At 69.2% G+C, this 22,401-nt stretch carries 22 protein-coding genes and 4 tRNA genes; 20 read left to right on the top strand and 6 right to left on the bottom strand.

Translation table 11 applies throughout. The features are described 5' to 3' along the window. Positions 1–17: 17 nt before the first annotated feature. Together ACGFYY_RS20135 and ACGFYY_RS20130 are read right to left on the bottom strand one after the other, a co-directional pair. A complete protein-coding gene (locus tag ACGFYY_RS20135; RefSeq protein WP_393710982.1) occupies positions 18–1,445 on the bottom strand; it encodes a SulP family inorganic anion transporter in 1,428 nt (475 codons plus the stop codon). Between the two features lie 194 nt (positions 1,446–1,639). Next, on the bottom strand, positions 1,640–2,128 hold the full coding sequence (locus tag ACGFYY_RS20130; protein ID WP_030009008.1) for a YajQ family cyclic di-GMP-binding protein: 489 nt from the start codon (positions 2,126–2,128) through the stop codon (positions 1,640–1,642). A gap of 200 nt (positions 2,129–2,328) precedes the next feature. Here ACGFYY_RS20130 and ACGFYY_RS20125 point away from each other — a divergent pair. Further along, a tRNA-Tyr gene (locus ACGFYY_RS20125) sits at positions 2,329–2,410 on the top strand. 143 nt (positions 2,411–2,553) lie between these two features. Then, on the top strand, positions 2,554–2,946 hold the full coding sequence (locus tag ACGFYY_RS20120; protein ID WP_393710980.1) for a DUF3574 domain-containing protein: 393 nt from the start codon (positions 2,554–2,556) through the stop codon (positions 2,944–2,946). 59 nt (positions 2,947–3,005) lie between these two features. On the opposite strand, the gene ACGFYY_RS20115 is transcribed toward ACGFYY_RS20120, so the two are convergent. Together ACGFYY_RS20115 and ACGFYY_RS20110 are read right to left on the bottom strand one after the other, a co-directional pair. After that, the gene (locus tag ACGFYY_RS20115) at positions 3,006–3,662 is read right to left on the bottom strand and encodes an SDR family oxidoreductase (RefSeq protein ID WP_365275817.1); all 657 of its coding nucleotides are present in this window, start codon (positions 3,660–3,662) and stop codon (positions 3,006–3,008) included. A 53-nt stretch (positions 3,663–3,715) separates the two neighbouring features. Next, positions 3,716–4,984: an amidohydrolase family protein gene (locus ACGFYY_RS20110; RefSeq protein ID WP_365275820.1), complete on the bottom strand. Its 1,269-nt coding sequence runs from the start codon at positions 4,982–4,984 to the stop codon at positions 3,716–3,718. Between the two features lie 351 nt (positions 4,985–5,335). Between ACGFYY_RS20110 and ACGFYY_RS20105 the strand changes: the two genes are divergently transcribed. The 10 genes from ACGFYY_RS20105 to ACGFYY_RS20060 all read left to right on the top strand — a co-directional run bounded on the left by ACGFYY_RS20105 (position 5,336) and on the right by ACGFYY_RS20060 (position 11,191). Next, positions 5,336–5,408, top strand: a tRNA-Thr gene (locus ACGFYY_RS20105). 48 nt (positions 5,409–5,456) lie between these two features. After that, a tRNA-Met gene (locus ACGFYY_RS20100) sits at positions 5,457–5,529 on the top strand. A gap of 88 nt (positions 5,530–5,617) precedes the next feature. Continuing rightward, positions 5,618–5,782: a 50S ribosomal protein L33 gene (gene rpmG / locus ACGFYY_RS20095; RefSeq protein ID WP_003956487.1), complete on the top strand. Its 165-nt coding sequence runs from the start codon at positions 5,618–5,620 to the stop codon at positions 5,780–5,782. Positions 5,783–5,927: 145 nt separating this feature from the next. After that, positions 5,928–6,380 carry a MaoC family dehydratase N-terminal domain-containing protein gene (locus tag ACGFYY_RS20090; protein ID WP_393710977.1) on the top strand — a complete coding sequence of 151 codons (453 nt, stop codon included), beginning with the start codon at positions 5,928–5,930 and terminating at the stop codon, positions 6,378–6,380. 1 nt (position 6,381) lies between these two features. Then, entirely contained in the window at positions 6,382–6,810 is a 429-nt protein-coding gene (locus ACGFYY_RS20085) for a MaoC family dehydratase (RefSeq protein ID WP_365275826.1), read from the top strand. Positions 6,811–7,019: 209 nt separating this feature from the next. Further along, on the top strand, positions 7,020–7,589 hold the full coding sequence (locus ACGFYY_RS20080; RefSeq protein WP_393710974.1) for a TetR/AcrR family transcriptional regulator: 570 nt from the start codon (positions 7,020–7,022) through the stop codon (positions 7,587–7,589). A gap of 82 nt (positions 7,590–7,671) precedes the next feature. Then, positions 7,672–9,114, top strand: a complete 1,443-nt coding sequence (locus ACGFYY_RS20075; RefSeq protein ID WP_393710972.1) for an MFS transporter — start codon at positions 7,672–7,674, stop codon at positions 9,112–9,114. Positions 9,115–9,223: 109 nt separating this feature from the next. Then, a complete protein-coding gene (locus ACGFYY_RS20070) occupies positions 9,224–9,622 on the top strand; it encodes a DUF3291 domain-containing protein (RefSeq protein ID WP_393710970.1) in 399 nt (132 codons plus the stop codon). Further along, positions 9,619–10,758: a UDP-N-acetylmuramate dehydrogenase gene (locus ACGFYY_RS20065; protein ID WP_365275845.1), complete on the top strand. Its 1,140-nt coding sequence runs from the start codon at positions 9,619–9,621 to the stop codon at positions 10,756–10,758. Before ACGFYY_RS20070 ends, ACGFYY_RS20065 begins: the two co-directional genes overlap by 4 nt. Before the next feature lie 16 nt (positions 10,759–10,774). Continuing rightward, positions 10,775–11,191, top strand: a complete 417-nt coding sequence (locus ACGFYY_RS20060) for a hypothetical protein (protein WP_393710968.1) — start codon at positions 10,775–10,777, stop codon at positions 11,189–11,191. Here the strand turns inward: ACGFYY_RS20060 and ACGFYY_RS20055 are convergent. Together ACGFYY_RS20055 and ACGFYY_RS20050 are read right to left on the bottom strand one after the other, a co-directional pair. Continuing rightward, a complete protein-coding gene (locus ACGFYY_RS20055; RefSeq protein ID WP_161289589.1) occupies positions 11,181–12,200 on the bottom strand; it encodes an adenosine deaminase in 1,020 nt (339 codons plus the stop codon). The two genes, ACGFYY_RS20060 and ACGFYY_RS20055, sit on opposite strands and share 11 nt — an antisense overlap. A 325-nt stretch (positions 12,201–12,525) precedes the next feature. Then, the gene (locus ACGFYY_RS20050; RefSeq protein WP_365267883.1) at positions 12,526–13,752 is read right to left on the bottom strand and encodes a pyridoxal phosphate-dependent aminotransferase; all 1,227 of its coding nucleotides are present in this window, start codon (positions 13,750–13,752) and stop codon (positions 12,526–12,528) included. Positions 13,753–13,945: 193 nt separating this feature from the next. On the opposite strand from ACGFYY_RS20050, the gene ACGFYY_RS20045 reads away from it, so the two are divergent. From ACGFYY_RS20045 to rpoB, 8 genes are all read left to right on the top strand, one after another. Further along, positions 13,946–14,018 (top strand) — tRNA-Trp (locus tag ACGFYY_RS20045). A 107-nt stretch (positions 14,019–14,125) separates the two neighbouring features. Further along, the gene (gene secE, locus ACGFYY_RS20040) at positions 14,126–14,407 is read left to right on the top strand and encodes a preprotein translocase subunit SecE (RefSeq protein WP_030388883.1); all 282 of its coding nucleotides are present in this window, start codon (positions 14,126–14,128) and stop codon (positions 14,405–14,407) included. Positions 14,408–14,490: 83 nt separating this feature from the next. Continuing rightward, positions 14,491–15,387: a transcription termination/antitermination protein NusG gene (gene nusG, locus ACGFYY_RS20035; RefSeq protein WP_393710964.1), complete on the top strand. Its 897-nt coding sequence runs from the start codon at positions 14,491–14,493 to the stop codon at positions 15,385–15,387. A gap of 165 nt (positions 15,388–15,552) precedes the next feature. Further along, positions 15,553–15,987, top strand: a complete 435-nt coding sequence (gene rplK, locus ACGFYY_RS20030) for a 50S ribosomal protein L11 (RefSeq protein WP_030008445.1) — start codon at positions 15,553–15,555, stop codon at positions 15,985–15,987. 88 nt (positions 15,988–16,075) lie between these two features. After that, on the top strand, positions 16,076–16,804 hold the full coding sequence (rplA, locus tag ACGFYY_RS20025; protein WP_365267887.1) for a 50S ribosomal protein L1: 729 nt from the start codon (positions 16,076–16,078) through the stop codon (positions 16,802–16,804). A gap of 452 nt (positions 16,805–17,256) precedes the next feature. Then, positions 17,257–17,787, top strand: a complete 531-nt coding sequence (rplJ, locus tag ACGFYY_RS20020; RefSeq protein WP_054222541.1) for a 50S ribosomal protein L10 — start codon at positions 17,257–17,259, stop codon at positions 17,785–17,787. Between the two features lie 111 nt (positions 17,788–17,898). Continuing rightward, on the top strand, positions 17,899–18,285 hold the full coding sequence (gene rplL / locus ACGFYY_RS20015) for a 50S ribosomal protein L7/L12 (protein ID WP_150258766.1): 387 nt from the start codon (positions 17,899–17,901) through the stop codon (positions 18,283–18,285). 577 nt (positions 18,286–18,862) lie between these two features. After that, positions 18,863–22,345, top strand: a complete 3,483-nt coding sequence (rpoB, locus tag ACGFYY_RS20010) for a DNA-directed RNA polymerase subunit beta (protein WP_030008451.1) — start codon at positions 18,863–18,865, stop codon at positions 22,343–22,345. Positions 22,346–22,401 lie beyond the last annotated feature (56 nt).

The following is a 22,401-nucleotide window of genomic DNA, read 5'->3' as shown; positions in this document are numbered from 1 at the left end:
GGCGGAGGGTAACCCCGCTAGATGACGCCCTCACGGCCGGGCAATGGCGCCCGCGCGCGCTCCCAACCCTCCAGGGCGGTCAGGCAGGCATGGTCCAGGTGGCGCAGCCCGCTCAGATCCAGCCGCACCGGGTGCCCGTGCGGCAGGGCGTCCAGGGCGTCGAGCAGCTTGGGCAGCCGCAGGAAACTGGCGTTTCCCAGGACCTGTACGCAGAGCCCCTCGTCCTCCCACACCTCCTCGATGTGCACGTGGGAGGTCTCCCAGGCCGCCTTGGCGACGGCGAGCCCGAGCCCGATCAGCACCCCCTCGAAGAGATTGGTGACCACGATCGCCGAGGCCGTGACCACCAGCACCACCGCCTCGCCCCGGTGCGTGCGCCACAGCGCGGCCACCGCCTTGGCCGGCAGCAGCTTCCAGCCCGCGTGCAGCAGCACCCCGGCCAGCGCGGCCAGCGGCACGATCTCCAGAAGCTGCGGGAACGCCACGGCGAAGAGCAGCAGCCAGCCGCCGTGCAGCACCCTGGCCGCGCGGGTCCGTGCCCCGGCCTCCACATTGGCGGCGCTGCGCACGATGACGGCGGTCATCGGCAGCGCGCCGAGCAGCCCGCACACGCTGTTGCCCACGCCCTGGGCGATGAGTTCCTTGTCGTACTCGGTCTTCGGCCCGTCGTGCATGCGGTCCACGGCCGCGGCGCTGAACAGCGTCTCCGCGGAGGCGATCAGCGCCAGCGCGACCACGGTGCCTGCCGCGCCGACCGAGGCCAGCACCTCGAAGTCGCCCCAGCCGGGCGGGGACACGGCTGCCGGCACGCCCGTCACCCGCACCTTCTCGACGGGCAGCCGCAGCAGGACGGCCGCTGCGGTGGCGGCGGCCACCCCGACGAGCGCTCCGGGCACGATCCGCAGCCTGGCGGGCATCCGGCGCCAGGCGACCATGGCGGCGATCGTCCCGACCCCGAGCAGCACGGCGGCCAAGTCGGCCCGCGACCCGAGCTCGTGCACCCCGCGCAGTTTCGCCAGGGTCTGCCCCGGAGCCTCCACGCCGCCCAGCGCGTACAGCTGCCCGGAGATCAGCACCAGCCCGATCCCGGCCAGCATCCCGTGCACGACGGCGACGGAGATCGCCCGGAACCACCGCCCGAGCCGCAGCAATCCCATCCCCAGCTGTGCCACCCCGGCGGCCAGCACCAGCACCCCGAGCGCGGGAAGACCGTACGCCTGCACCGCCTCGTAGACGAGCACGGTGAGACCGGCCGCGGGCCCGCTCACCTGGAGGGCGCTCCCGCGGAACCATCCGGTGACCAACCCGCCGACCACTCCGGTGACGATCCCGAGCTCGGCCGGCACCCCGGAGGCGACCGCCACCCCGACGCACAGCGGGAGAGCGACCAGCGCGACGACCACGGACGCCCCGAAGTCATCGCGAAACGTGCCGGCCCCAGGCATGCGAGATCCCCCTGCCACGCGGTGATGTGATGCCACCCAGCGTGGTGGGCGCACTCATCGCGCCCCAAGTGACCACAGGAGGCCGTGGTGGCGCGTGCGCCGCACACGCCCCGCACACACCCCCTTCGCAACCGCCGCGGCCCGGCGGTCGGTGAAGACCGCCGGGCCGGCGTGGGGCAGGTTTTGCGACAGGGTCAGCGGTAGTTCACGAACTGGATCGCGAAGTCCAGGTCCTTGCCCTTGAGCAGCGCCTGGACCTCCTGGAGGTCGTCACGGCTCTTGGAGCTGACACGCAGCTCCTCGCCCTGGACCTGGGCCTTGACGCCCTTGGGACCCTCGTCCCGGATGATCTTCGCGACCTTCTTGGCGTTCTCCTGGGAGATGCCCTCCTCGATCGTGGCGAAGATCTTGTACTCCTTGCCGGACAGCTGCGGCTCCCCGGCGTCCAGCGCCTTCAGCGAGATCCCCCGCTTGACCAGCTTGGTCTCGAAGACGTCGAGGACGGCCTTCACGCGCTCCTCGGAGTTCGCCTCCATGAGGATCTTCTCGCCGGACCAGGCGATCGTGGCGCCGGTGCCCTTGAAGTCGTAGCGCTGCGAGAGCTCCTTGGCGGCCTGGTTGAGGGCGTTGTCGACCTCCTGCCGCTCGACCTTCGAGACGATGTCGAAACTGGAGTCGGCCATGTGCTGTGGCTCCTTGAAGTCGGTGGTGAACACCCCGGAGGGCGCGGCCGGACATGCCCGGACCGCTCGGCAAAGCCTAGCCACCGCGCCCACCCGCGGCGCTGATCAATCCGGTGGTGAAGCACCCCCGGTCATCGGGTATCGTTTACGTCGTTGCCAGGGAGCGCCGCCGCAAGGCGGAAAAAATGGCAGCAAATCTTGGCGGTGTGCCCGAGTGGCCAAAGGGAGCAGACTGTAAATCTGCCGGCTCAGCCTACCCAGGTTCGAACCCTGGCGCCGCCACGCGAGTGGAACCCCCGTTCATCTGTGGAATCACAGTGAGCGGGGGTTCTTTCGTTCCTGGCGCAACGTCGGCGGCCCCGGTTCGTTCACCGGGGGTGAAATGGACATCTGACACGCGCGGGAAGGTCGGTGGCGGGGTTCTCATGGCCCTGCTCGGCGCAGGGATTCCGGCTCTGGTGGGCGCGGCCCTCCACACGGACGTGGGGCAGCCCTACCAGGAGACCCGGCTGTATTTCGGCACCCAGCGGGCCGACGGCGGCAACCCGGTCGAGGAACGCGAGTTCATGAGGTTCCTGGACCGGGAGATCACCCCCGCCTTCCCCGAGGGGCTCACCCTCCACGACGGGTACGGCCAGTGGCGCGGCCAGGACGGCAAGATCGTTCGCGAGACCTCGTACGAGGTGGTCCTGCTCTACCCGGAGAAGGAGGCCGGCGAGCGCAGCACGCGCATCGAACGGATCCGGCAGGCGTACGAGGACCGGTACCAGCAGGATTCCGTCGGCCGGTCCGACGACAAGATCAGCGCCGGGTTCTGAACCACCGGACTGCCGGACCGTCAGCCCCGCCGGATCGACCGACCGTCGGGGCCTCGGCCTCAGTTGCCCGCCACGTCCTTCACGGCCACCTGTACCGGCGTCGAACCGGAGATCAGTTCCAGGGTCAGGCCCGCCGTCGCCGGGGTCTCGACCAGCTCGGCCAGCACCGCCGCCACGTCGTCGCGCGGGACGGCCCCACGGCCCGTCCGCGCCTCCAGACGGACCAGGCCCGTCCCGGCGTCGTCGATCAGCGAACCGGGGCGCAGGACCGTCCACTCCAGGCCCAGCCGGGTCCGTACGTGGTCGTCGGCCTCGCCCTTGGCCCGCAGGTAGGCGTCGAAGACCTCGTCGCCCCCGTGGTACGCGTCCGCACCCATCGAAGAGACCATCAGGAAGCGCCGTACGCGGGCCCGTTCGGCGGCGTCGGCGAACAGCACCGCCGCGCCCCGGTCCACGGTGTCCTTCCGCCCGATCCCGCTGCCGGGGCCCGCACCGGCGGCGAACACCGCCACGTCCGCGCCCTGCAGGATCCCCGCCACATGTTCCACCGAGGCCGATTCCAGATCGCAGAGCACCGGCTCTGCGCCCGCCTGCCTCAGGTCGTCGCCCTGTGCCGGATCGCGGACGATGCCCGCGACCTCGTACCCGCGCGCGGCGAGCAGGCGCTCGAGCCGCAGCGCGATCTGACCGTGTCCACCCGCGATGACGATGCGCATGACCCGACCGTACGACGAGCCGGGCGCCGACGCCCGCGAACGGCCGGCGAACGTCAGGGACCCGACTCCGTACGGCCCTGCCGGGGCAGGTCCAGGGCCACCGCGACCGCGGAGTCGCAGTACTCCCGTACGGCACTCGTACGGGCTACCACGCGCCCGCGGTGGATCACGATCCGGCTGTAGGCGAGGGACAGCACACCCGCGATCCGGTCCCCGCGTACGGCGAGCAGCTCCGCCGGGAAACCGGCCTCGACCCGGACCTCGGGCAGGCCCATGGCCTCACGGGCGCAGCCGCTGACGGACTCGTAGGCCTCGGCCGCCCGGAGCCCTCCCTGGGAGGCCAGCAGATACGCGGCCTCCAGGGGGTCCCCGCGGCCGACGGGGTTCCCGGCGTCCCGCAGCGCCCCGCTGCCGGCCGCGACGCGCACACCGGCGGCCCGCAACAGCCGGACGGGGGCGGTGCGCAGGCCGCGGCGTTCCAGGGCCGCGCAGTCGCCCTGGGGCAGGCAGGTGACCCGTACGCCGGCCGCGGCCAGTTGGTCGGCGGCGCGGGCGGCCGCGTCCAGCGGGAGCCGGGCCAGACCGCCGCAGGGGCCGATGGTCACCCCGGGGCGCAGCCCGCCGGCCATCGCCGCGAGCCGGGCGAGGCGACCCGGGTCGTCACCGTCGGTGTGCAGGTCCACGGGGCAGCCGTGCTCGGCGGCGAGTTCCAGGACGGCTTCGAGGAAGCCCGTCGGGTCCGGGTCCAGGTCCGGGCAGCCGCCGATCACGGAGGCGCCCATCTTGACCGCGTCCCGCAGCATGGCCAGCCCGTCCGCGCCGGCCACCCCGGTCAGCAGCCGGGGAACGGCCACGGCGGTGAGGTCGGCGAGCCCGCGCAGGGAGCGGCGGGCCTGGAGCACGGCTTCCATGGGGCCGAGACCGTGCACGTCGCCGATGCGGACGTGGGAGCGGACGGCGGTGGCGCCGTGGCCGAGCTGGAGCAGGGCTGCTTCGGTGGCCCGGCGCTGGACCTCGTCGGGGGCGTAGGACACGGGCCCGTCGGCGTCGGCGGTCAGCGCGGTGTCCCCGTGGGCGTGCGGCTCGGCGGGGGCGGGGAGCAGCAGATGGCCGGTCAGGTCCACCCGGGACAGCGCGGGGGAGGGGAGGCTGCCCGTGGTGCCGACGGCCTGGATCCGGCCGCCGCCGAGGCGGACGTCGACGGTTCGGCCGTCGGTGAGGCGCGCCCCGGTGAGCAGCAGGGTGGTGGCCTCGGCTGCGGCCGCGTCGCCGTTTCCGTTGTGGGGCGATCGGAAGGGCTGCTGCGGCTGGCTGTCGGACATCGCGCTCCTGCGGTGGCTCGGGCGGTTCCTGGAGCCGTGGCCCGCGGCCCCGCGGCCCAAGATCACGCAGCGTGCTCAGAGCCTAGGGCGCGGCGCAGCCCGCTTCGGGGAAGAGCGCAATAGTCGTACCGGTGTGGTGCCACGCGCCGGAGCGCCCGCACGTGCGCCTCGACGGGCTCCGAGGCTCCGTTCTGCGACCGTTGGGGTGTGAGCCCGACCACAATCTGCCCGAGAAGTGGGTCGGAGGTGATCCGGGGGTTGATCGGAAGCGGCTCGCGAACCCCGTCGGAGCCCTGTCCCCGCAAAGGATTTGGGCGATCGGCGGGCAACCGTGTAATGTCTTCATCGCTCGCCCCAATAGCTCAGTCGGTAGAGCGTCTCCATGGTAAGGAGAAGGTCTGCGGTTCGATTCCGCATTGGGGCTCTGGTGAGAGAGGTTCCCCACCCTCGGGTGGGGAGCTGATCACATCAAAGCGGCGTAGCTCAGTCGGTAGAGCAAGCGGCTCATAATCGCTGTGTCACCGGTTCAAGTCCGGTCGCCGCTACACACAGTAGCCGATTGCGGGGTCGGTCTCCCGGTCGGCTACTCTTGTATGCGTTCATCCGTCCCAATTTCCGTCAAGGAGCACTCACGTGGCTGCCACCGACGTCCGCCCGAAGATCACGCTGGCCTGCGTGGAGTGCAAGGAGCGGAACTACATCACCAAGAAGAACCGGCGTAACAACCCGGACCGTCTTGAGATGAAGAAGCACTGCCCGCGCTGCAACTCGCACACCGCGCACCGCGAGACCCGCTGACCGCAGCGAAGTCTCGAAATACAGGCACAGTCATGAGGTCGTCCCCTTCATTGGGGGCGGCCTCATGTCGTTTCCGTGCCCGTTCCTGTCTTTGTTCTTGCGTCACTTGCGTCATTCGTGTCCCTTCAACAGGAGGTAGTGAGTCATGGCTCTCGACCAGTCCTTCGTGGGGCGGAGCTACCCGCCCACCGATCCGTACGAGGTCGGCCGGGAGAAGATCCGCGAATTCGCGGCTGCGGTGGGCGACACCAATCCCGTCTACAGCGATCCCGAGGCCGCGAAGTCGTACGGCTACCCCGATGTGATCGCGCCGCCGACTTTTGTGTTCGCCATCACCTTCAAGGCCGCCGGCCAGGTCGTCGAGGACCCGCAGTTGGGGCTGGACTACAGCCGCGTCGTGCACGGTGACCAGAAGTTCGCGTACTCCCGCCCGGTGCGCGCCGGTGACCGCCTCTCGGTGACCTCCACCATCGAGTCCGTGAAGTCGCTCGCGGGCAATGACGTCATCGACATCCGCGGCGAGGTCCACGACGAGACCGGCGAGCACGTGGTGACGGCGTGGACGAAGCTCGTCTCCCGCGCCCCCGAGGAGGCCTGACATGGCAGCACAGATCCAGTACGCCGACGTCGAGGTCGGCACCGAGCTGCCGGCAGCGTCCTTCCCCGTGACGCGCGCCACGCTCGTCCAGTACGCGGGCGCCTCGGGCGACTTCAACCCGATCCACTGGAACGAGAAGTTCGCCAAGGAGGTGGGACTGCCGGACGTGATCGCGCACGGCATGTTCACCATGGCCGAGGCGATCCGCGTGGTCACCGACTGGGTCGGCGACCCGGGCGCGGTGGTCGAGTACGGCGTGCGCTTCACCAGGCCGGTCGTGGTCCCCGACGACGACCGGGGCGGGCTGATCGAGGTCACCGCGAAGGTCGCCGCGAAGCTGGACGACAACCGTGTCCGCGTCGACCTGACGGCCATGAGCACGGGCCAGAAGGTCCTGGGCATGTCCCGTGCGGTGGTCGCACTGGCCTGAGCCGACGGCACGGAACGAGCAGGGCGGGGGCGCGCGTCGACGTGCGCCCCCGCCCTTTCGACGGGCGCTGCGGTCCGGGAGCCCGAGCACCCGGCCCCGAGCCCGGGCCCGAGCACCCGGCCCCGAGCACCCGGCCCCGAGCCCCGAGCCCGAGTCCCGAAGGGGATCCGCCCTTGACTTGGTTAGTGATTGAGCACTAACTTTGTCTCATGGTCAGGATGAGCGCGGACGAGCGACGTGAGAGCGTCATTCGGGCGGCGATGCACGAGTTCGCCCGGGGTGGCTACCACGGGACGTCCACCGAGGCGATCGCCAAGCGGGTGGGCGTCTCGCAGCCCTATCTGTTCAGGCTCTTCCCCAACAAGCAGGCGATCTTCCTGGCCGCGTCCGAGCGTTGCCTGAAGGACACGCGGGAGCTCTTCGTCACCGCCGTCGAAGGCCTGCAGGGCGAGGAGGCCCAGCAGGCCATCGCCAACGCGTACACCCGTCTGATCACCGAAGATCCCGACAAGCTCCAGATGCAGCTCCAGATGTATGTCGCCGTGGCGGCGGCCGAGGCGGCCGGCGACCACGAATTCGGCGAAGTCGTCCGGGCCGGGTGGATGGAGCTGTGGGACACCGCCCACGTGCCGCTGGGGGCGGACACGGGCGAGACCACGACCTTCATGGCCTACGGGATGCTGATCAATGTCCTGGCCGCCATGGGGTTCCCGCTGGACCATCGGGTCTGGGAGGGGTTCTATCCGTCGGCCCGCACCACCGGCCGGCTGGAGAAGTGAGGGCGGCGCGTGATCCGTTCACGCGCTTTCGCATGGCCAAGAAAGTTAGTCATCAATAACTAACGAACCGCAGGGGGACATCGTGCAGACGCAAGACACCAAGCTCCGGGGGCCCGCCGTCTGGGCCCTGATCCTCACCGGCGTGGCCAGCTTCATGGCCGCGCTCGACAACCTGGTCGTCACCACCGCCCTTCCCGCCATCCGGGAGGACCTCGGCGGCAAGCTGGAGGACCTGGAATGGACGGTGAACGCGTACACGCTCACCTTCGCCGTCCTCCTCATGTTCGGTGCCGCCCTCGGGGACCGCTTCGGCCGCCGCCGGCTGTTCATCGTGGGCCTCGCGATCTTCACCGGCGCCTCCGCCGCGGCCGCCCTCTCGCCCGGCATCGACGCGCTCATCGCCGCCCGCGCCGTACAGGGCATCGGCGCGGCGATCATGATGCCGCTCACCCTCACCCTGCTCACCGCCGCCGTTCCGGCTGCCCGCCGCGGCATGGCCCTCGGGATCTACGGCGCCGTCACCGGCCTCGCCGTCGCCAGCGGCCCCCTCATCGGCGGCAGCCTCACCGAGCACATCTCCTGGCAGTGGATCTTCTGGCTGAACGTGCCGACAGGCCTCGCCCTGATTCCGCTCGCCCGCCTCCGCCTCGCCGAGTCCACCGCCCCCGACGCGCGCCTCGACATCCCCGGCACCCTGCTCATCAGCGGCGGCCTCTTCGGCATCGTCTACGCCCTGGTCAACGCCAATTCCGAGGGCTGGACCAGCGCCACCGTCCTGACCGGCCTGATCGTCGGCGCCGCGCTCGTCGGCGGCTTCATCCACCACGGCTTCCACAACGCCAACCCCATGCTCCCCATGCGGCTCTTCCGTGACCGCGGCTTCCTCGGGATCAACTTGGCCGGCCTGCTGATGTTCCTCGGCATGTTCGGCTCGATCTTCCTGCTCAGCCAGTTCCTCCAGGGCGTCGCCGGCTACTCGCCCACCGAGGCCGGCCTGCGCATGCTCCCCTGGACCGGAATGCCGATGATCGTCGCCCCACTGGCCGGGATCCTCTCCGACCGCATCGGCGGCCGCCCCGTCGTCGCCGCCGGGCTCGCCTTCCAGGCCCTCGGTCTCGGCTGGTTCGCGGCGATCCTGAGCGCGGACGTCTCCTACGCGGCCCAGCTCCCGCCGCTGATCCTCAGCGGGATCGGAATGGCCCTCTACTTCGCCCCCGCCGCCAACGTCCTGATGTCCACCGTCGCCCCGGCCGACCAGGGCAGGGCCTCCGGCGCCAACACCGCCCTGCGCGAGGTCGGCGGAGCCCTCGGCGTCGCGGTCCTGGCCTCGGTCTTCTCCGCGCAGGGCGGCTACGAATCCCCGCAGGCCTTCACCGACGGCACCGTCCCCGCCCTGTGCATCGGCGCCGGCGCGGTCGCCCTCGCCGCCGGGCTGGCCCTGCTGGTGCCCCGCAGGACCAAGGCCGACGGAGCCCACGCCGACCGGACCGCCGCAGTCCCCGAGAAGGTCCCGGCCGCGCGCTGATCCGTCGGGACACCACCCCGTACGGAGCACCCCGTACACACCACCCCGTACACAGCACCCCGTACACAGCACCCCGCACGCCCCACCTCGCAGCCAAGGAGTGCCCGCCATGCCCGACATCCCCTGGTCCACGCCCACCCAGGCAGCCCCCGACGCCGAGGTCTACGTCATGGCGTCCCGCTTCGAGACCGCCACGCTCACCGGCGCCGTCAGGTTCTTTCTCAAGGCGCCCGGCATCATCCGCCAGATCCGCAAGGCCCCCGGCGCCCACGGAGTCGCCCTGCGCGCCCGCGTCCTCGGCCGGACCTTCCTCACCCTCTCCGCGTGGGAGGACCGGGACGCGCTCTTCCGCTTCGCCCGTAGCGAGCCCCACCGCACCAGCTCCCGCGTCGCCGGCGCGTACATGAAGGAATCGGCCTTCACCTACTGGACCGTGCCGGCCCGCGAGCTCCCCCTCAGCTGGGCCGACGCCGAACGCCGCCTCGCCGAGCAGAACACGAGCCGCTGACCCGCCCGGCACGGGGGACGAGTGAGTACGGTCCGTGGCCCCGCAGGGATGCGAGGGGCACGGACCGTACTCTTGTCCACGTGCAGGAACTCCACGATGCCCCCCTCGCCCCGCTGACCACCTTCCGTCTCGGTGGTCCCGCCGCCCGCCTGGTCACCGCGACCACCGATGCCGAGGTCGTCGCCACCGTGCGCGCCGCGGACGAGAGCGGCACGCCGCTCCTGGTCATCGGTGGCGGCAGCAACCTGGTCATCGGCGACCGGGGATTCGACGGCACCGCCCTGCGCATCGCGACCGCCGGCTTCACCCTCGACGGCACCACCCTGGAACTCGCCGCGGGCGAGAACTGGAGCGACGCCGTCGCCCGCACCGTCGACGCCGGCCTCGCCGGTATCGAGTGCCTCGCCGGAATCCCCGGCTCGGCCGGCGCCACCCCGATCCAGAACGTCGGTGCGTACGGCCAGGAGGTCTGCGACACCATCACCGAGGTCGTGGCCTACGACCGCAGCACCGGCGAAACGGTCACTCTGAGCGCCGCCGAATGCGCCTTCCGGTACCGCAACAGCACCTTCAAGGACCAGCCCGACCGCTACGTCGTCCTGCGCGTGCGCTTCGCCCTGGAGGACGCCGGCGGCCTGTCCGCGCCGATCAAGTACCCCGAGACCGCCCGCGCCCTCGGCGTCGAGGCCGGCGACCGGGTCCCCGCCGCCACCGCCCGCGAGACGGTGCTGCGGCTGCGCGCCGGCAAGGGCATGGTCCTCGACCCCGCCGACCACGACACCTGGTCGGCCGGATCCTTCTTCCACAACCCGATCCTGACCGACGAGGCCTACGCCACCTTCCTCGCCCGCGCCCAGGACCGCCTCGGCCCCGACACCGCCCCGCCCGCGTACCCCGCCGGCGACGGCCGTACGAAGACCAGCGCGGCCTGGCTGATCGACAAGGCCGGTTTCACCAAGGGCTACGGCACCGGCCCGGCGCGCATCTCCACCAAACACACCCTCGCCCTCACCAACCGCGGCGAGGCCACCACCGAGGATCTCCTCACCCTGGCCCGCGAGGTCGTCGCGGGCGTCCACGCGGCCTTCGGCGTCACCCTGGTCAACGAACCGGTGACGGTCGGCGTCAGCATCTGAGGAGCCCCGGCCGCCCATGCTCTGTCCCCTGCACGGGGCCGGTACGGACCCCACCCGTCTCGTGGGGCGCACGCTCAGCCGAGTCGTGGCGTCCTGGCACATCAGCGACGGCGAACGTTCCGAGGCGCCCCTCGACATCTGGCTGATCGACAGCATCGGCGACACGATCCGCATCACCACCGGGTCCGACCAGTGCCTCATCGTCGAGTCCGCCACCCCGCACGCCGCCTACGACATGGGGGAGTGGGGCCGCATCGAGGTCGGCGAGGACCTCGGCGACCACCCCTTCCTACGGCACCTCGGCGAGACCGTCGCCTCGGTCGCCGAGTTCGCCCTGCCCGAGCAGGGCCGCACCCACCTGGAGATCGGCTTCCTGGACGGCGGGCGGGTACGCGCCGACTGCTACGAGGGGGACCTGCGGCTCACCCGGTGAGCCAGTGGTCGATCCCCGCCAGCAGCTTGGCCTGTACGTCGTCGGGCGCCGCGCTGCCGCGCACCGACTGGCGGGCCAGCTCGGCGAGCTCCGCGTCCGTGAAGGCGTGGTGGCGACGGGCGATCTCGTACTGGGCCGCGAGCCGGGACCCGAAGAGCAGCGGGTCGTCGGCGCCCAGCGCCATGGGGACCCCGGCCTCGAAGAGGGTGCGCAGCGGGACGTCCTCGGGCCGCTCGTAGACGCCGAGGGCGACGTTGGAGGCCGGGCAGACCTCGCAGGTGATCTGCCGGTCGGCGAGCCGCTTCAGCAGCCGGGGGTCCTCGGCGGCCCGCACCCCGTGCCCGATGCGGGAGGCGTGCAGATCGTCGAGGCAGTCGCGTACGGAGGACGGGCCGGTGAGCTCGCCGCCGTGCGGGGCGGCGAGGAGGCCACCCTCGCGGGCGATCGCGAAGGCCCGGTCGAAGTCGCGGGCCATGCCGCGGCGCTCGTCGTTGGAGAGGCCGAAGCCGACGATGCCGCGGTCGGCGTACCGGACGGCGAGGCGGGCGAGGGTGCGGGCGTCGAGGGGGTGCTTCATGCGGTTCGCGGCGATGAGGACCCGCATGCCGAGGCCGGTCTCGCGGGAGGCCGCGTCCACGGCGTCCAGGATGATCTCGACGGCCGGGATCATGCCGCCGAGCAGGGGGGCGTAGGAGGTGGGATCCACCTGGATCTCCAGCCAGCCGCTGCCGTCCCGTACGTCCTCCTCCGCGGCCTCGCGGACCAGGCGCCGGATGTCGTCGGGCTCGCGCAGGCAGGAGCGGGCGGCGTCGTAGAGCCGCTGGAAGCGGAACCAGCCACGCTCATCGGTGGCGCGGAGCTTGGGCGGCTCCCCGGCCGTCAGGGCGTCGGGAAGGCGCACACCGTATTTGTCGGCGAGCTCCAGGAGGGTCGATGGTCGCATCGACCCGGTGAAGTGCAGGTGGAGGTGGGCCTTGGGCAGAAGCGTGAGATCGCGTGCGTGCTCCATCTGGTGATCCTGCCGTACCGCCGCGCTCGGCGGGAGGGGGTTTTACCGATCGGGGGCTTGCGCGAACGGGTGAGCGGGTGCGGATCCGCTGCGCGGGGGCCTTCCGGGCGCCGCCCGGACCCGCGCCTCGAACGCCGGCTGGGCTGAAAGATCGGGGCTCCGCCCCGGACCCCGCGCCTCGAACGCCGGCGGGGCTGGGAGAGGCGGCGAGGCTGAAAGATCTGGGCCAGCCCCAGGGAAGGTGACTGTGGGCCGGACATGACGGAGCGGCGTCGCCCCCGGTGGGGGCGACGCCGCTCAGGTCCTGCAGCCGGCCGCGTCAGGCCTAGGCCTTGGCCTCGGCCAGGAGCTTCTGGATGCGGGACACGCCCTCCACCAGGTCCTCGTCGCCCAGGGCGTAGGACAGGCGTACGTAGCCGGGGGTGCCGAAGGCCTCGCCCGGGACGACCGCGACCTCGACCTCGTCCAGGATCAGGGCGGCGAGCTCGACCGAGCTCTGCGGGCGCTTGCCACGGATCTCCTTGCCGAGGAGCTCCTTGACCGACGGGTACGCGTAGAACGCGCCCTCGGGGGTCGGGCAGAAGACGCCCTCGATCTCGTTGAGCATCTTCACCATCGTCCGGCGACGGCGGTCGAAGGCCTTGCGCATCTCCGCGACCGCGTCGAGGTTGCCCGAGACGGCGGCCAGCGCGGCGACCTGGGCCACGTTGGAGACGTTGGAGGTGGCGTGCGACTGCAGGTTGGTCGCCGCCTTGATGACGTCCTGCGGGGCGATGACCCAGCCCACGCGCCAGCCCGTCATGGCGTACGTCTTGGCGACACCGTTGACGATGATGCACTTGTCGCGCAGGGCCGGGACCAGGACCGGCAGCGAGGTGAACTTCGCCTCGCCGTAGACCAGGTGCTCGTAGATCTCGTCCGTCAGCACCCACAGGCCGTGCTCGGCGGCCCACTCGCCGATCGCCTTCGCGTCGGCCTCGCTGTAGACCGAACCGGTCGGGTTGGACGGGGAGACGAACAGGACGACCTTGGTGCGCTCGGTGCGCGCGGCCTCCAGCTGCTCGACGGAGACGCGGTAGCCGGTGGTCTCGTCGGCGACGACGTCGACCGGCACACCGCCGGCGAGCCGGATGGACTCCGGGTAGGTGGTCCAGTACGGAGCCGGGACGATGACCTCGTCACCCGGGTCCAGGATGGCCGCGAAGGCCTCGTAGATCGCCTGCTTGCCGCCGTTGGTCACCAGGACCTGCGAGGCCTCGACCTCGTAGCCGGAGTCGCGCAGCGTCTTGGCGGCGATCGCGGCCTTGAGCTCGGGCAGACCGCCCGCCGGCGTGTAGCGGTGGTACTTGGGGTTGCGGCAGGCCTCGACCGCGGCCTCGACGATGTAGTCCGGGGTCGGGAAGTCGGGCTCGCCGGCGCCGAAGCCGATCACCGGGCGCCCGGCGGCCTTGAGGGCCTTGGCCTTGGCGTCCACGGCGAGGGTGGCGGACTCGGAAATGGCGCCGATTCGGGCGGACACCCGGCGCTCGGAGGAAGGCGTTGCAGAGGTCATGCGAGCAATCGTCCCAGACGGCAAAGAACCGCCGCACACCGTTTCAGTCAACGGACCGACGCATGTCAGCTCGGGTGCTGTTCGACGTCACGGCCCGGTTCACGTACACTCACCTGTCGTTGGACCTCACCGGCCGCTGCAGAGCGCGAGCACTCCGTGCACTCGCTCGGATGCGGTAGGTTGGGGGACGCAAAGGGTCGTAGCTCAATTGGTAGAGCACTGGTCTCCAAAACCAGCGGTTGGGGGTTCGAGTCCCTCCGGCCCTGCTCCACACTCCTTCTCGGACGTGTGTGCGCAGGTACGTACTTAGATTGCAACGCCGTGCGGCGCAACCGGGCGCGGTACGGCCACGACCCGGATTCAGGTGAGAGACGTGACGGACGCCCTGGGCTCCATCGACATGCCTGACGCCGAGGACGAGACGCGCGAGAAGAAGGCCCGCAAGGGCGGCAAGCGCGGCAAGAAGGGCCCTCTGGGTCGACTCGCGCTTTTCTACCGCCAGATCGTCGCGGAACTCCGCAAGGTTGTCTGGCCCACTCGCAACCAGCTCACGACGTACACCACCGTGGTGATTGTCTTCGTGGTCATCATGATCGGTCTGGTGACCGTGATTGACTTTGGGTTCGAAAAAGCCATCAAGTTCGTCTTCGGCTGATCCCCGCGGAGGGCGGCGCCTTGATGGTGTCGCCCGTTTTCGCATGTTCCACCACCTTTTGTATCCAGGAAGAAGCAGCCACCGTGTCTGACCCGAACCTGAACGCGAGCCACGACTCCGTCGAGTCCGTCGAGGACGAGCTCGACATCGTCGAGGCGGCAGACGCTGTGGACCCCGACGAGGCCGAGCTCGCCGACGCCGAGGCCGGTGCCGCCGAGGAAGCCGCGCTGCACGTCGAGTCCGACGAGGACGAGGACGCGGCTGACGCCGAGGTCGACGCCGAGGTCGAAGAGGCTGCTGACGACGCCGAGGCCGACGAGGAAGAGGCCGAAGAGGCCGCTCCGGTCGAGCCCGCCGAGCCCGTCGACCCCATCCAGGCCCTGCGCGAGGAGCTGCGCCTGCTCCCCGGCGAGTGGTACGTGATCCACACCTACGCCGGCTACGAGAAGCGCGTGAAGGCCAACCTGGAGCAGCGCGCCGTCTCGCTGAACGTCGAGGAGTTCATCTACCAGGCCGAGGTGCCCGAGGAAGAGATCGTCCAGATCAAGAACGGCGAGCGCAAGAACGTCCGGCAGAACAAGCTGCCCGGTTACGTTCTCGTCCGCATGGATCTGACGAACGAGTCCTGGGGCGTCGTCCGCAACACGCCTGGCGTCACCGGCTTCGTCGGCAACGCGTACGACCCGTACCCGCTGACCCTGGACGAGATCGTCAAGATGCTCGCCCCGGAGGCGCAGGAGAAGGCCGCCAAGGCCGCCGCGGAAGAGGCCGGTCTGCCCGCGCCCGCCGTCAAGCGCACCATCGAGGTCCTGGACTTCGAGGTCGGCGACTCGGTCACCGTCACCGACGGCCCGTTCGCGACGCTGCAGGCGACCATCAACGAGATCAACCCCGACTCGAAGAAGGTCAAGGGCCTCGTCGAGATCTTCGGCCGCGAGACCCCGGTCGAGCTCAGCTTCGACCAGATCCAGAAGAACTGATCTTCTGAGCGACAGCTTCCGGACAGGTCAGATCGCCCCGTGAAGGGCGGTCTGACCTGCTCGGTTTTTAGCCCCGCAGCGATACCCGTTATCGTGGTGCGGTATGCCTCCATCCGGATGACCGGATCGGCGGCTGAAAACTCTCACTAGGACCCGGAGAGAGCAATGCCTCCCAAGAAGAAGAAGGTCACGGGGCTTATCAAGCTCCAGATCAAGGCCGGCGCGGCCAACCCGGCTCCGCCGGTCGGCCCCGCGCTCGGTCAGCACGGCGTCAACATCATGGAGTTCTGCAAGGCCTACAACGCCGCGACCGAGTCGCAGCGTGGCATGGTCGTGCCGGTGGAGATCACGGTCTACGACGACCGTTCCTTCACCTTCATCACCAAGACTCCGCCGGCCGCGCGCCTCATCCTGAAGCACGCGGGCATCGAGAAGGGCTCCGGCGAGCCCCACAAGACCAAGGTCGCCAAGCTCACGGCTGCCCAGGTCAAGGAGATCGCCGAGCTGAAGATGCCCGACCTGAACGCCAACGACATCGACGCCGCCGTCAAGATCATTGCCGGCACCGCGCGTTCGATGGGCGTCACCGTCGAAGGCTGATCCAGCCACCCCCAGCACCATCAGTGGTAGGACCAAGCGCTGGTCCGCACCACGACTCCATGCCTGAAGCCGAAATACAGGAGCAGAAGTGAAGCGCAGCAAGACTCTCCGCGCTGCGGACGCCAAGGTCGACCGGGAGAAGCTGTACGCCCCGCTCGAGGCCGTCCGTCTCGCCAAGGAGACCTCCACGACCAAGTTCGACGGCACCGTCGAGGTCGCCTTCCGCCTGGGTGTCGACCCGCGCAAGGCCGACCAGATGGTCCGTGGCACCGTGAACCTCCCGCACGGCACCGGCAAGACCGCCCGGGTCCTGGTCTTCGCGACCGGTGACCGTGCTGCGGCCGCGGAAGCCGCCGGCGCCGACATTGTCGGCGACGACGAGCTGATCAACGAGATCGCCAAGGGCAACCGCCTGAACGAGTTCGACGCCGTTGTGGCCACCCCGGACCTCATGGGCAAGGTCGGCCGCCTCGGCCGCGTGCTCGGTCCCCGTGGCCTGATGCCGAACCCGAAGACCGGCACCGTCACGATGGACGTCGCGAAGGCTGTCACCGAGATCAAGGGTGGCAAGATCGAGTTCCGCGTCGACAAGCACTCGAACCTGCACTTCATCATCGGCAAGGTCTCCTTCTCCGATGACAAGCTGGTCGAGAACTACGGCGCGGCCCTGGACGAGATCCTTCGTCTGAAGCCGTCCGCCGCGAAGGGCCGCTACATCAAGAAGGCCGCCATCAGCACCACCATGGGCCCCGGCATCCACCTGGACCCGAACCGCACCCGGAACCTCCTCGTCGAGGAAGACCCGGCTGCTGTCTGAGCCTGACGGCTCATCGAGTGGCTCAGCGGGCCCCTCGCCCCCTTCACAGGGTGGCGGGGGGCCCGCTGCCGTGTCGGGGGCACACGGGCCTGGAACGGCCCTGGGACGGGGCTCACGTCCGCCCCGACACCGTCAGTGCGGCTGCCGGGAGGCCGACAAGGAGCTCCGGGGCGCCGGACCGGGCGGGCCCTGACCTCGACTCCTGAGGCGATTTGCCTCGGCTGCACCCCTTCACGTAGTCTTCCCCAGAAGCCAAAGACCGCTGGTCGTTGCCGTGCCCGCAAGGGTTCGGTGGCCGAAGGATCCGTTGAATGCGGACGACCCGCGTAGGTGACTGTGGAAGGTTCCCGGAATTCGTTCCGGTCGAGCCACGCCCTGGCGCCTGCGCCGGGGCGTTTTTTGTTCAGCCCCTTCTGAGCGGTCCTCATCACCCGGAAGGAGGCGAACGCACCATGCCGACGCCCAACAAGGCTGCATCGGTAGCCGAGCTCAAGGACGCGTTCCAGAGCTCGAACGCCGCCGTGCTGACCGAGTACCGGGGTCTCACCGTCGCGCAGCTCAAGACGCTGCGTCGCTCCCTTGGTGAGAACGCCCAGTACGCCGTGGTGAAGAACACGCTGACCAAGATTGCGGCCAACCAGGCCGGGATCACCGCGCTGGACGAGCACTTCGCTGGTCCGACCGCGGTCGCCTTCATCACCGGTGACCCGGTGGAGTCGGCGAAGAGCCTGCGTGACTTCGCCAAGGAAAACCCCAACCTGATCATCAAGGCGGGTGTCCTTGATGGTAAGGCGCTCTCCGCCGATGACATCAAGAAGCTTGCGGACCTCGAGTCCCGCGAGGTTCTGCTCAGCAAGCTGGCCGGCGCGTTCAAGGGCAAGCAGTCTCAGGCTGCCTCGCTCTTCCAGGCGCTGCCGTCGAAGTTCGTCCGCACCGCGGAAGCGCTTCGCGTCAAGCTCGCCGAGCAGGGCGGTGCCGAGTAATTCGGCTCGCGCACTGATCCGCGCCGCCTAGTGCGCGGGTCGTAGCGGGCCGTTACGCCCGCCTCTTTAGACATATCGGCACCTGCCGAATTAGTGGAAGGATCGCCCATCATGGCGAAGCTCTCTCAGGACGACCTCCTCGCCCAGTTCGAGGAGATGACCCTCATCGAGCTCTCCGAGTTCGTGAAGGCCTTCGAGGAGAAGTTCGACGTCACCGCCGCCGCGGCCGTCGCCGTTGCCCCCGCGGGTGTCGCTGGTGGCGACGCCGGTGCCGCCGCCGAGGAGCAGGACGAGTTCGACGTCGTCCTCACCGCCGCCGGTGACAAGAAGATCCAGGTCATCAAGGTCGTGCGTGAGCTGACCTCCCTGGGCCTGAAGGAGGCCAAGGACCTCGTCGACGGTGCGCCGAAGCCCGTCCTCGAGAAGGTCGCCAAGGAGGCCGCTGACAAGGCCGCCGAGGCCCTCAAGGGCGCCGGCGCCTCGGTCGAGGTCAAGTAACACCTCTGAGGCCCCTCTGGGGCCTCAACCAAGGGCGATCACCCGTAAGGGTGGTCGCCCTTTGGCGTACCCGCAGTGCCTGATTTGCCCTGCTCTCGTTGGGGAGTAGGGTGATCATCGTTGCCCCGACGCAGGGTCCGAAGATGATCCGCTCGGAGCAGGGGGCCTTGACGAACGGGACGCGGCGCAGCATTCTCAGACCCGTCGAGAGGTCGACCACCTCGATCCGAGATCCGAGGCATGGATCGACTACGAAGAGGGCAGTACTGATACGCGCTCTGTGTACGAGTACGGGCGCCGCAGCGTTGGACACGGTGTTGGTTGAACGACATGGGGAAGGCCTGTTGCCGGTTTCCGGAAACCTGGTCTGGACATCAGTGAGCCGAGTGGCTACACTGACCCTTTGCGCTGCCTGTTAGCTGTCCCCTGCCCGTCGCCAGGGACATGCCCACGCTTGAGCACACTTGATTGATCCACCCTGACCTGGCCTTTTCGGTTGGATTTGGGGGGCTTGTCTTCTGTGTCTGCTGGGACCGGTACGCGCGTAGTGAGTCCGAGCCCTCGGAAGGACCCCCTCTTGGCCGCCTCGCGCAACGCCTCGACCAATACGAACAACGGTGCCAGCACCGCCCCGCTGCGCATCTCCTTTGCAAAGATCAAGGAGCCCCTCGAGGTTCCGAACCTCCTGGCGCTGCAGACCGAGAGCTTTGACTGGCTTCTCGGCAATGCCGCCTGGAAGTCTCGCGTCGAGTCGGCGCTTGAGAGTGGACAGGACGTCCCCACCAAGTCCGGTCTGGAAGAGATCTTCGAGGAGATCTCGCCGATCGAGGACTTCTCCGGGTCGATGTCGCTGACCTTCCGCGACCACCGTTTCGAGCCGGCGAAGAACTCTGTCGACGAGTGCAAGGAGCGCGACTTCACGTACGCGGCTCCGCTGTTCGTCACGGCCGAGTTCACGAACAACGAGACCGGAGAGATCAAGTCTCAGACGGTCTTCATGGGCGACTTCCCGCTCATGACCAACAAGGGCACCTTCGTCATCAACGGCACCGAGCGTGTCGTCGTGTCGCAGCTTGTCCGCTCCCCCGGTGTCTACTTCGACTCCTCCATCGACAAGACGTCCGACAAGGACATCTTCTCCGCCAAGATCATCCCGTCCCGGGGTGCCTGGCTGGAGATGGAGATCGACAAGCGCGACATGGTCGGCGTCCGCATCGACCGTAAGCGCAAGCAGTCCGTCACCGTCCTCCTGAAGGCTCTCGGCTGGACCACCGAGCAGATCCTCGAGGAGTTCGGCGAGTACGAGTCCATGCGCGCCACCCTGGAGAAGGACCACACCCAGGGCCAGGACGACGCGCTGCTCGACATCTACCGCAAGCTGCGTCCGGGCGAGCCGCCGACCCGCGAGGCCGCTCAGACGCTGCTCGAGAACCTCTACTTCAACCCGAAGCGCTACGACCTCGCCAAGGTCGGCCGCTACAAGGTGAACAAGAAGCTCGGCGCCGACGAGCCGCTCGACGCCGGTGTGCTCACCACCGACGACGTCATCGCGACCATCAAGTACCTGGTCAAGCTGCACGCCGGCGAGACCGAGACCACCGGTGAGTCCGGCCGTTCGATCGTCGTCGAGACCGACGACATCGACCACTTCGGCAACCGTCGTCTGCGCAACGTCGGCGAGCTCATCCAGAACCAGGTCCGCACGGGTCTGGCTCGTATGGAGCGCGTCGTCCGCGAGCGCATGACGACCCAGGACGTCGAGGCCATCACGCCGCAGACCCTGATCAACATCCGGCCGGTCGTCGCCTCCATCAAGGAGTTCTTCGGCACCAGCCAGCTGTCGCAGTTCATGGACCAGAACAACCCGCTCTCGGGCCTGACCCACAAGCGCCGCCTGTCGGCACTGGGCCCCGGCGGTCTGTCCCGTGAGCGGGCCGGCTTCGAGGTCCGTGACGTCCACCCGTCGCACTACGGCCGCATGTGCCCGATCGAGACCCCTGAAGGCCCGAACATCGGTCTGATCGGCTCGCTCGCCTCCTACGGTCGCGTCAACGCGTTCGGTTTCGTCGAGACCCCGTACCGCAAGGTCATCGACGGTGTCGTCACCGACGAGGTCGACTACCTCACGGCCGACGAGGAAGACCGCTTCGTCATCGCCCAGGCCAACGCCGGCCTGTCCGAGGACATGCGCTTCACCGAGAACCGCGTGCTGGTGCGTCGTCGTGGCGGCGAGATCGACTACATCGCCGGCGACGACGTCGACTACATGGACGTCTCCCCGCGCCAGATGGTGTCCGTCGCGACCGCGATGATCCCCTTCCTGGAGCACGACGACGCCAACCGTGCCCTCATGGGCGCGAACATGATGCGCCAGGCCGTTCCGCTCATCAAGGCGGAGGCCCCGCTCGTCGGCACCGGCATGGAGTACCGCTGTGCGGTCGACGCCGGTGACTCGATCCGTGCGGAGAAGGACGGTGTCGTCCAGGAGGTCTCGGCCGACTACATCACCGTCGCCAACGACGACGGCACGTACACCACGTACCGCGTCGCCAAGTTCTCCCGCTCGAACCAGGGCACCTCGGTCAACCAGAAGGTCATCGTCAACGAGGGTGACCGGATCATCGAGTCCCAGGTCCTCGCCGACGGTCCCGCGACCGAAGAGGGCGAAATGGCCCTCGGCAAGAACCTGCTCGTGGCGTTCATGCCCTGGGAAGGTCACAACTACGAGGACGCGATCATCCTGTCGCAGCGCCTCGTACAGGACGACGTCCTCTCCTCGATCCACATCGAGGAGCACGAGGTCGACGCCCGTGACACGAAGCTGGGCCCCGAGGAGATCACCCGGGACATCCCGAACGTCTCCGAGGAGGTCCTCGCCGACCTCGACGAGCGCGGCATCATCCGCATCGGTGCGGACGTCGTCGCCGGCGACATCCTGGTCGGCAAGGTCACGCCCAAGGGTGAGACCGAGCTGACCCCGGAGGAGCGTCTGCTCCGCGCGATCTTCGGTGAGAAGGCCCGCGAGGTGCGTGACACCTCGCTCAAGGTCCCTCACGGTGAGATCGGCAAGGTCATCGGTGTCCGCGTCTTCGACCGCGAGGAGGGCGACGAGCTTCCTCCGGGCGTGAACCAGCTGGTCCGCGTCTACGTCGCCCAGAAGCGCAAGATCACCGACGGTGACAAGCTCGCCGGCCGTCACGGCAACAAGGGTGTCATCTCCAAGATCCTTCCGATCGAGGACATGCCCTTCCTTGAGGACGGCACGCCGGTCGACATCATCCTGAACCCGCTGGGTGTCCCGTCCCGAATGAACCCGGGACAGGTCCTGGAGATCCACCTCGGCTGGCTCGCCAGCCGCGGCTGGGACGTCTCCGGGCTCGGCGAGGAGTGGGCCGAGCGTCTGAAGGTCATCGGGGCCGACCGCGTCGAGCCCGGTACCAACGTCGCCACCCCCGTGTTCGACGGTGCCCGCGAGGATGAGCTCGCCGGCCTCTTCGAGCACACCATCCCGAACCGCGACGGTGACCGCCTGGTCCTCCCGTCCGGTAAGGCGCGCCTGTTCGACGGCCGCTCCGGCGAGCCGTTCCCGGACCCGATCTCGATCGGGTACATGTACATCCTCAAGCTCCACCACCTGGTCGACGACAAGCTCCACGCTCGGTCGACCGGTCCGTACTCGATGATCACGCAGCAGCCGCTGGGTGGTAAGGCGCAGTTCGGTGGCCAGCGCTTCGGTGAGATGGAGGTGTGGGCGCTCGAGGCTTACGGCGCCGCTTACGCCCTCCAGGAGCTGCTGACCATCAAGTCCGACGACGTCACCGGCCGCGTGAAGGTCTACGAGGCCATCGTCAAGGGCGAGAACATCCCCGAGCCGGGCATTCCCGAGTCCTTCAAGGTGCTCATCAAGGAAATGCAGTCGCTCTGCCTCAACGTGGAGGTGCTGTCCTCGGACGGCATGTCCATCGAGATGCGCGACACCGACGAGGACGTCTTCCGCGCGGCGGAGGAGCTCGGTATCGACCTGTCCCGGCGCGAGCCGAGCAGCGTCGAAGAGGTCTGACGGGCCTGACGGGGGGCTCGCTCAAGAGCCCCCCGTCATCCCCGGGACCGTTCAGA

Source organism: Streptomyces sp. NPDC048331 (assembly GCF_043201215.1).
GTDB lineage: Bacteria > Actinomycetota > Actinomycetes > Streptomycetales > Streptomycetaceae > Streptomyces.
This window is presented reverse-complemented; position numbering and strand designations above follow the sequence as displayed.

Bases quoted from the DNA above. Each gene is read 5' to 3' on its own strand.
- ACGFYY_RS20135 (WP_393710982.1), bottom strand. From the start codon at position 1,445: ATGCCTGGGGCCGGCACGTTTCGCGATGACTTCGGGGCGTCCGTGGTC.
- ACGFYY_RS20130 (WP_030009008.1), bottom strand. From the start codon at position 2,128: ATGGCCGACTCCAGTTTCGACATCGTCTCGAAGGTCGAGCGGCAGGAG.
- ACGFYY_RS20120 (WP_393710980.1), top strand. From the start codon at position 2,554: ATGGCCCTGCTCGGCGCAGGGATTCCGGCTCTGGTGGGCGCGGCCCTC.
- ACGFYY_RS20115 (WP_365275817.1), bottom strand. From the start codon at position 3,662: ATGCGCATCGTCATCGCGGGTGGACACGGTCAGATCGCGCTGCGGCTC.
- ACGFYY_RS20110 (WP_365275820.1), bottom strand. From the start codon at position 4,984: ATGTCCGACAGCCAGCCGCAGCAGCCCTTCCGATCGCCCCACAACGGA.
- ACGFYY_RS20090 (WP_393710977.1), top strand. From the start codon at position 5,928: ATGGCTCTCGACCAGTCCTTCGTGGGGCGGAGCTACCCGCCCACCGAT.
- ACGFYY_RS20085 (WP_365275826.1), top strand. From the start codon at position 6,382: ATGGCAGCACAGATCCAGTACGCCGACGTCGAGGTCGGCACCGAGCTG.
- ACGFYY_RS20080 (WP_393710974.1), top strand. From the start codon at position 7,020: ATGGTCAGGATGAGCGCGGACGAGCGACGTGAGAGCGTCATTCGGGCG.
- ACGFYY_RS20070 (WP_393710970.1), top strand. From the start codon at position 9,224: ATGCCCGACATCCCCTGGTCCACGCCCACCCAGGCAGCCCCCGACGCC.
- ACGFYY_RS20060 (WP_393710968.1), top strand. From the start codon at position 10,775: ATGCTCTGTCCCCTGCACGGGGCCGGTACGGACCCCACCCGTCTCGTG.
- ACGFYY_RS20055 (WP_161289589.1), bottom strand. From the start codon at position 12,200: ATGGAGCACGCACGCGATCTCACGCTTCTGCCCAAGGCCCACCTCCAC.
- ACGFYY_RS20050 (WP_365267883.1), bottom strand. From the start codon at position 13,752: ATGACCTCTGCAACGCCTTCCTCCGAGCGCCGGGTGTCCGCCCGAATC.
- rplK (WP_030008445.1), top strand. From the start codon at position 15,553: ATGCCTCCCAAGAAGAAGAAGGTCACGGGGCTTATCAAGCTCCAGATC.
- rplJ (WP_054222541.1), top strand. From the start codon at position 17,257: ATGCCGACGCCCAACAAGGCTGCATCGGTAGCCGAGCTCAAGGACGCG.
- rplL (WP_150258766.1), top strand. From the start codon at position 17,899: ATGGCGAAGCTCTCTCAGGACGACCTCCTCGCCCAGTTCGAGGAGATG.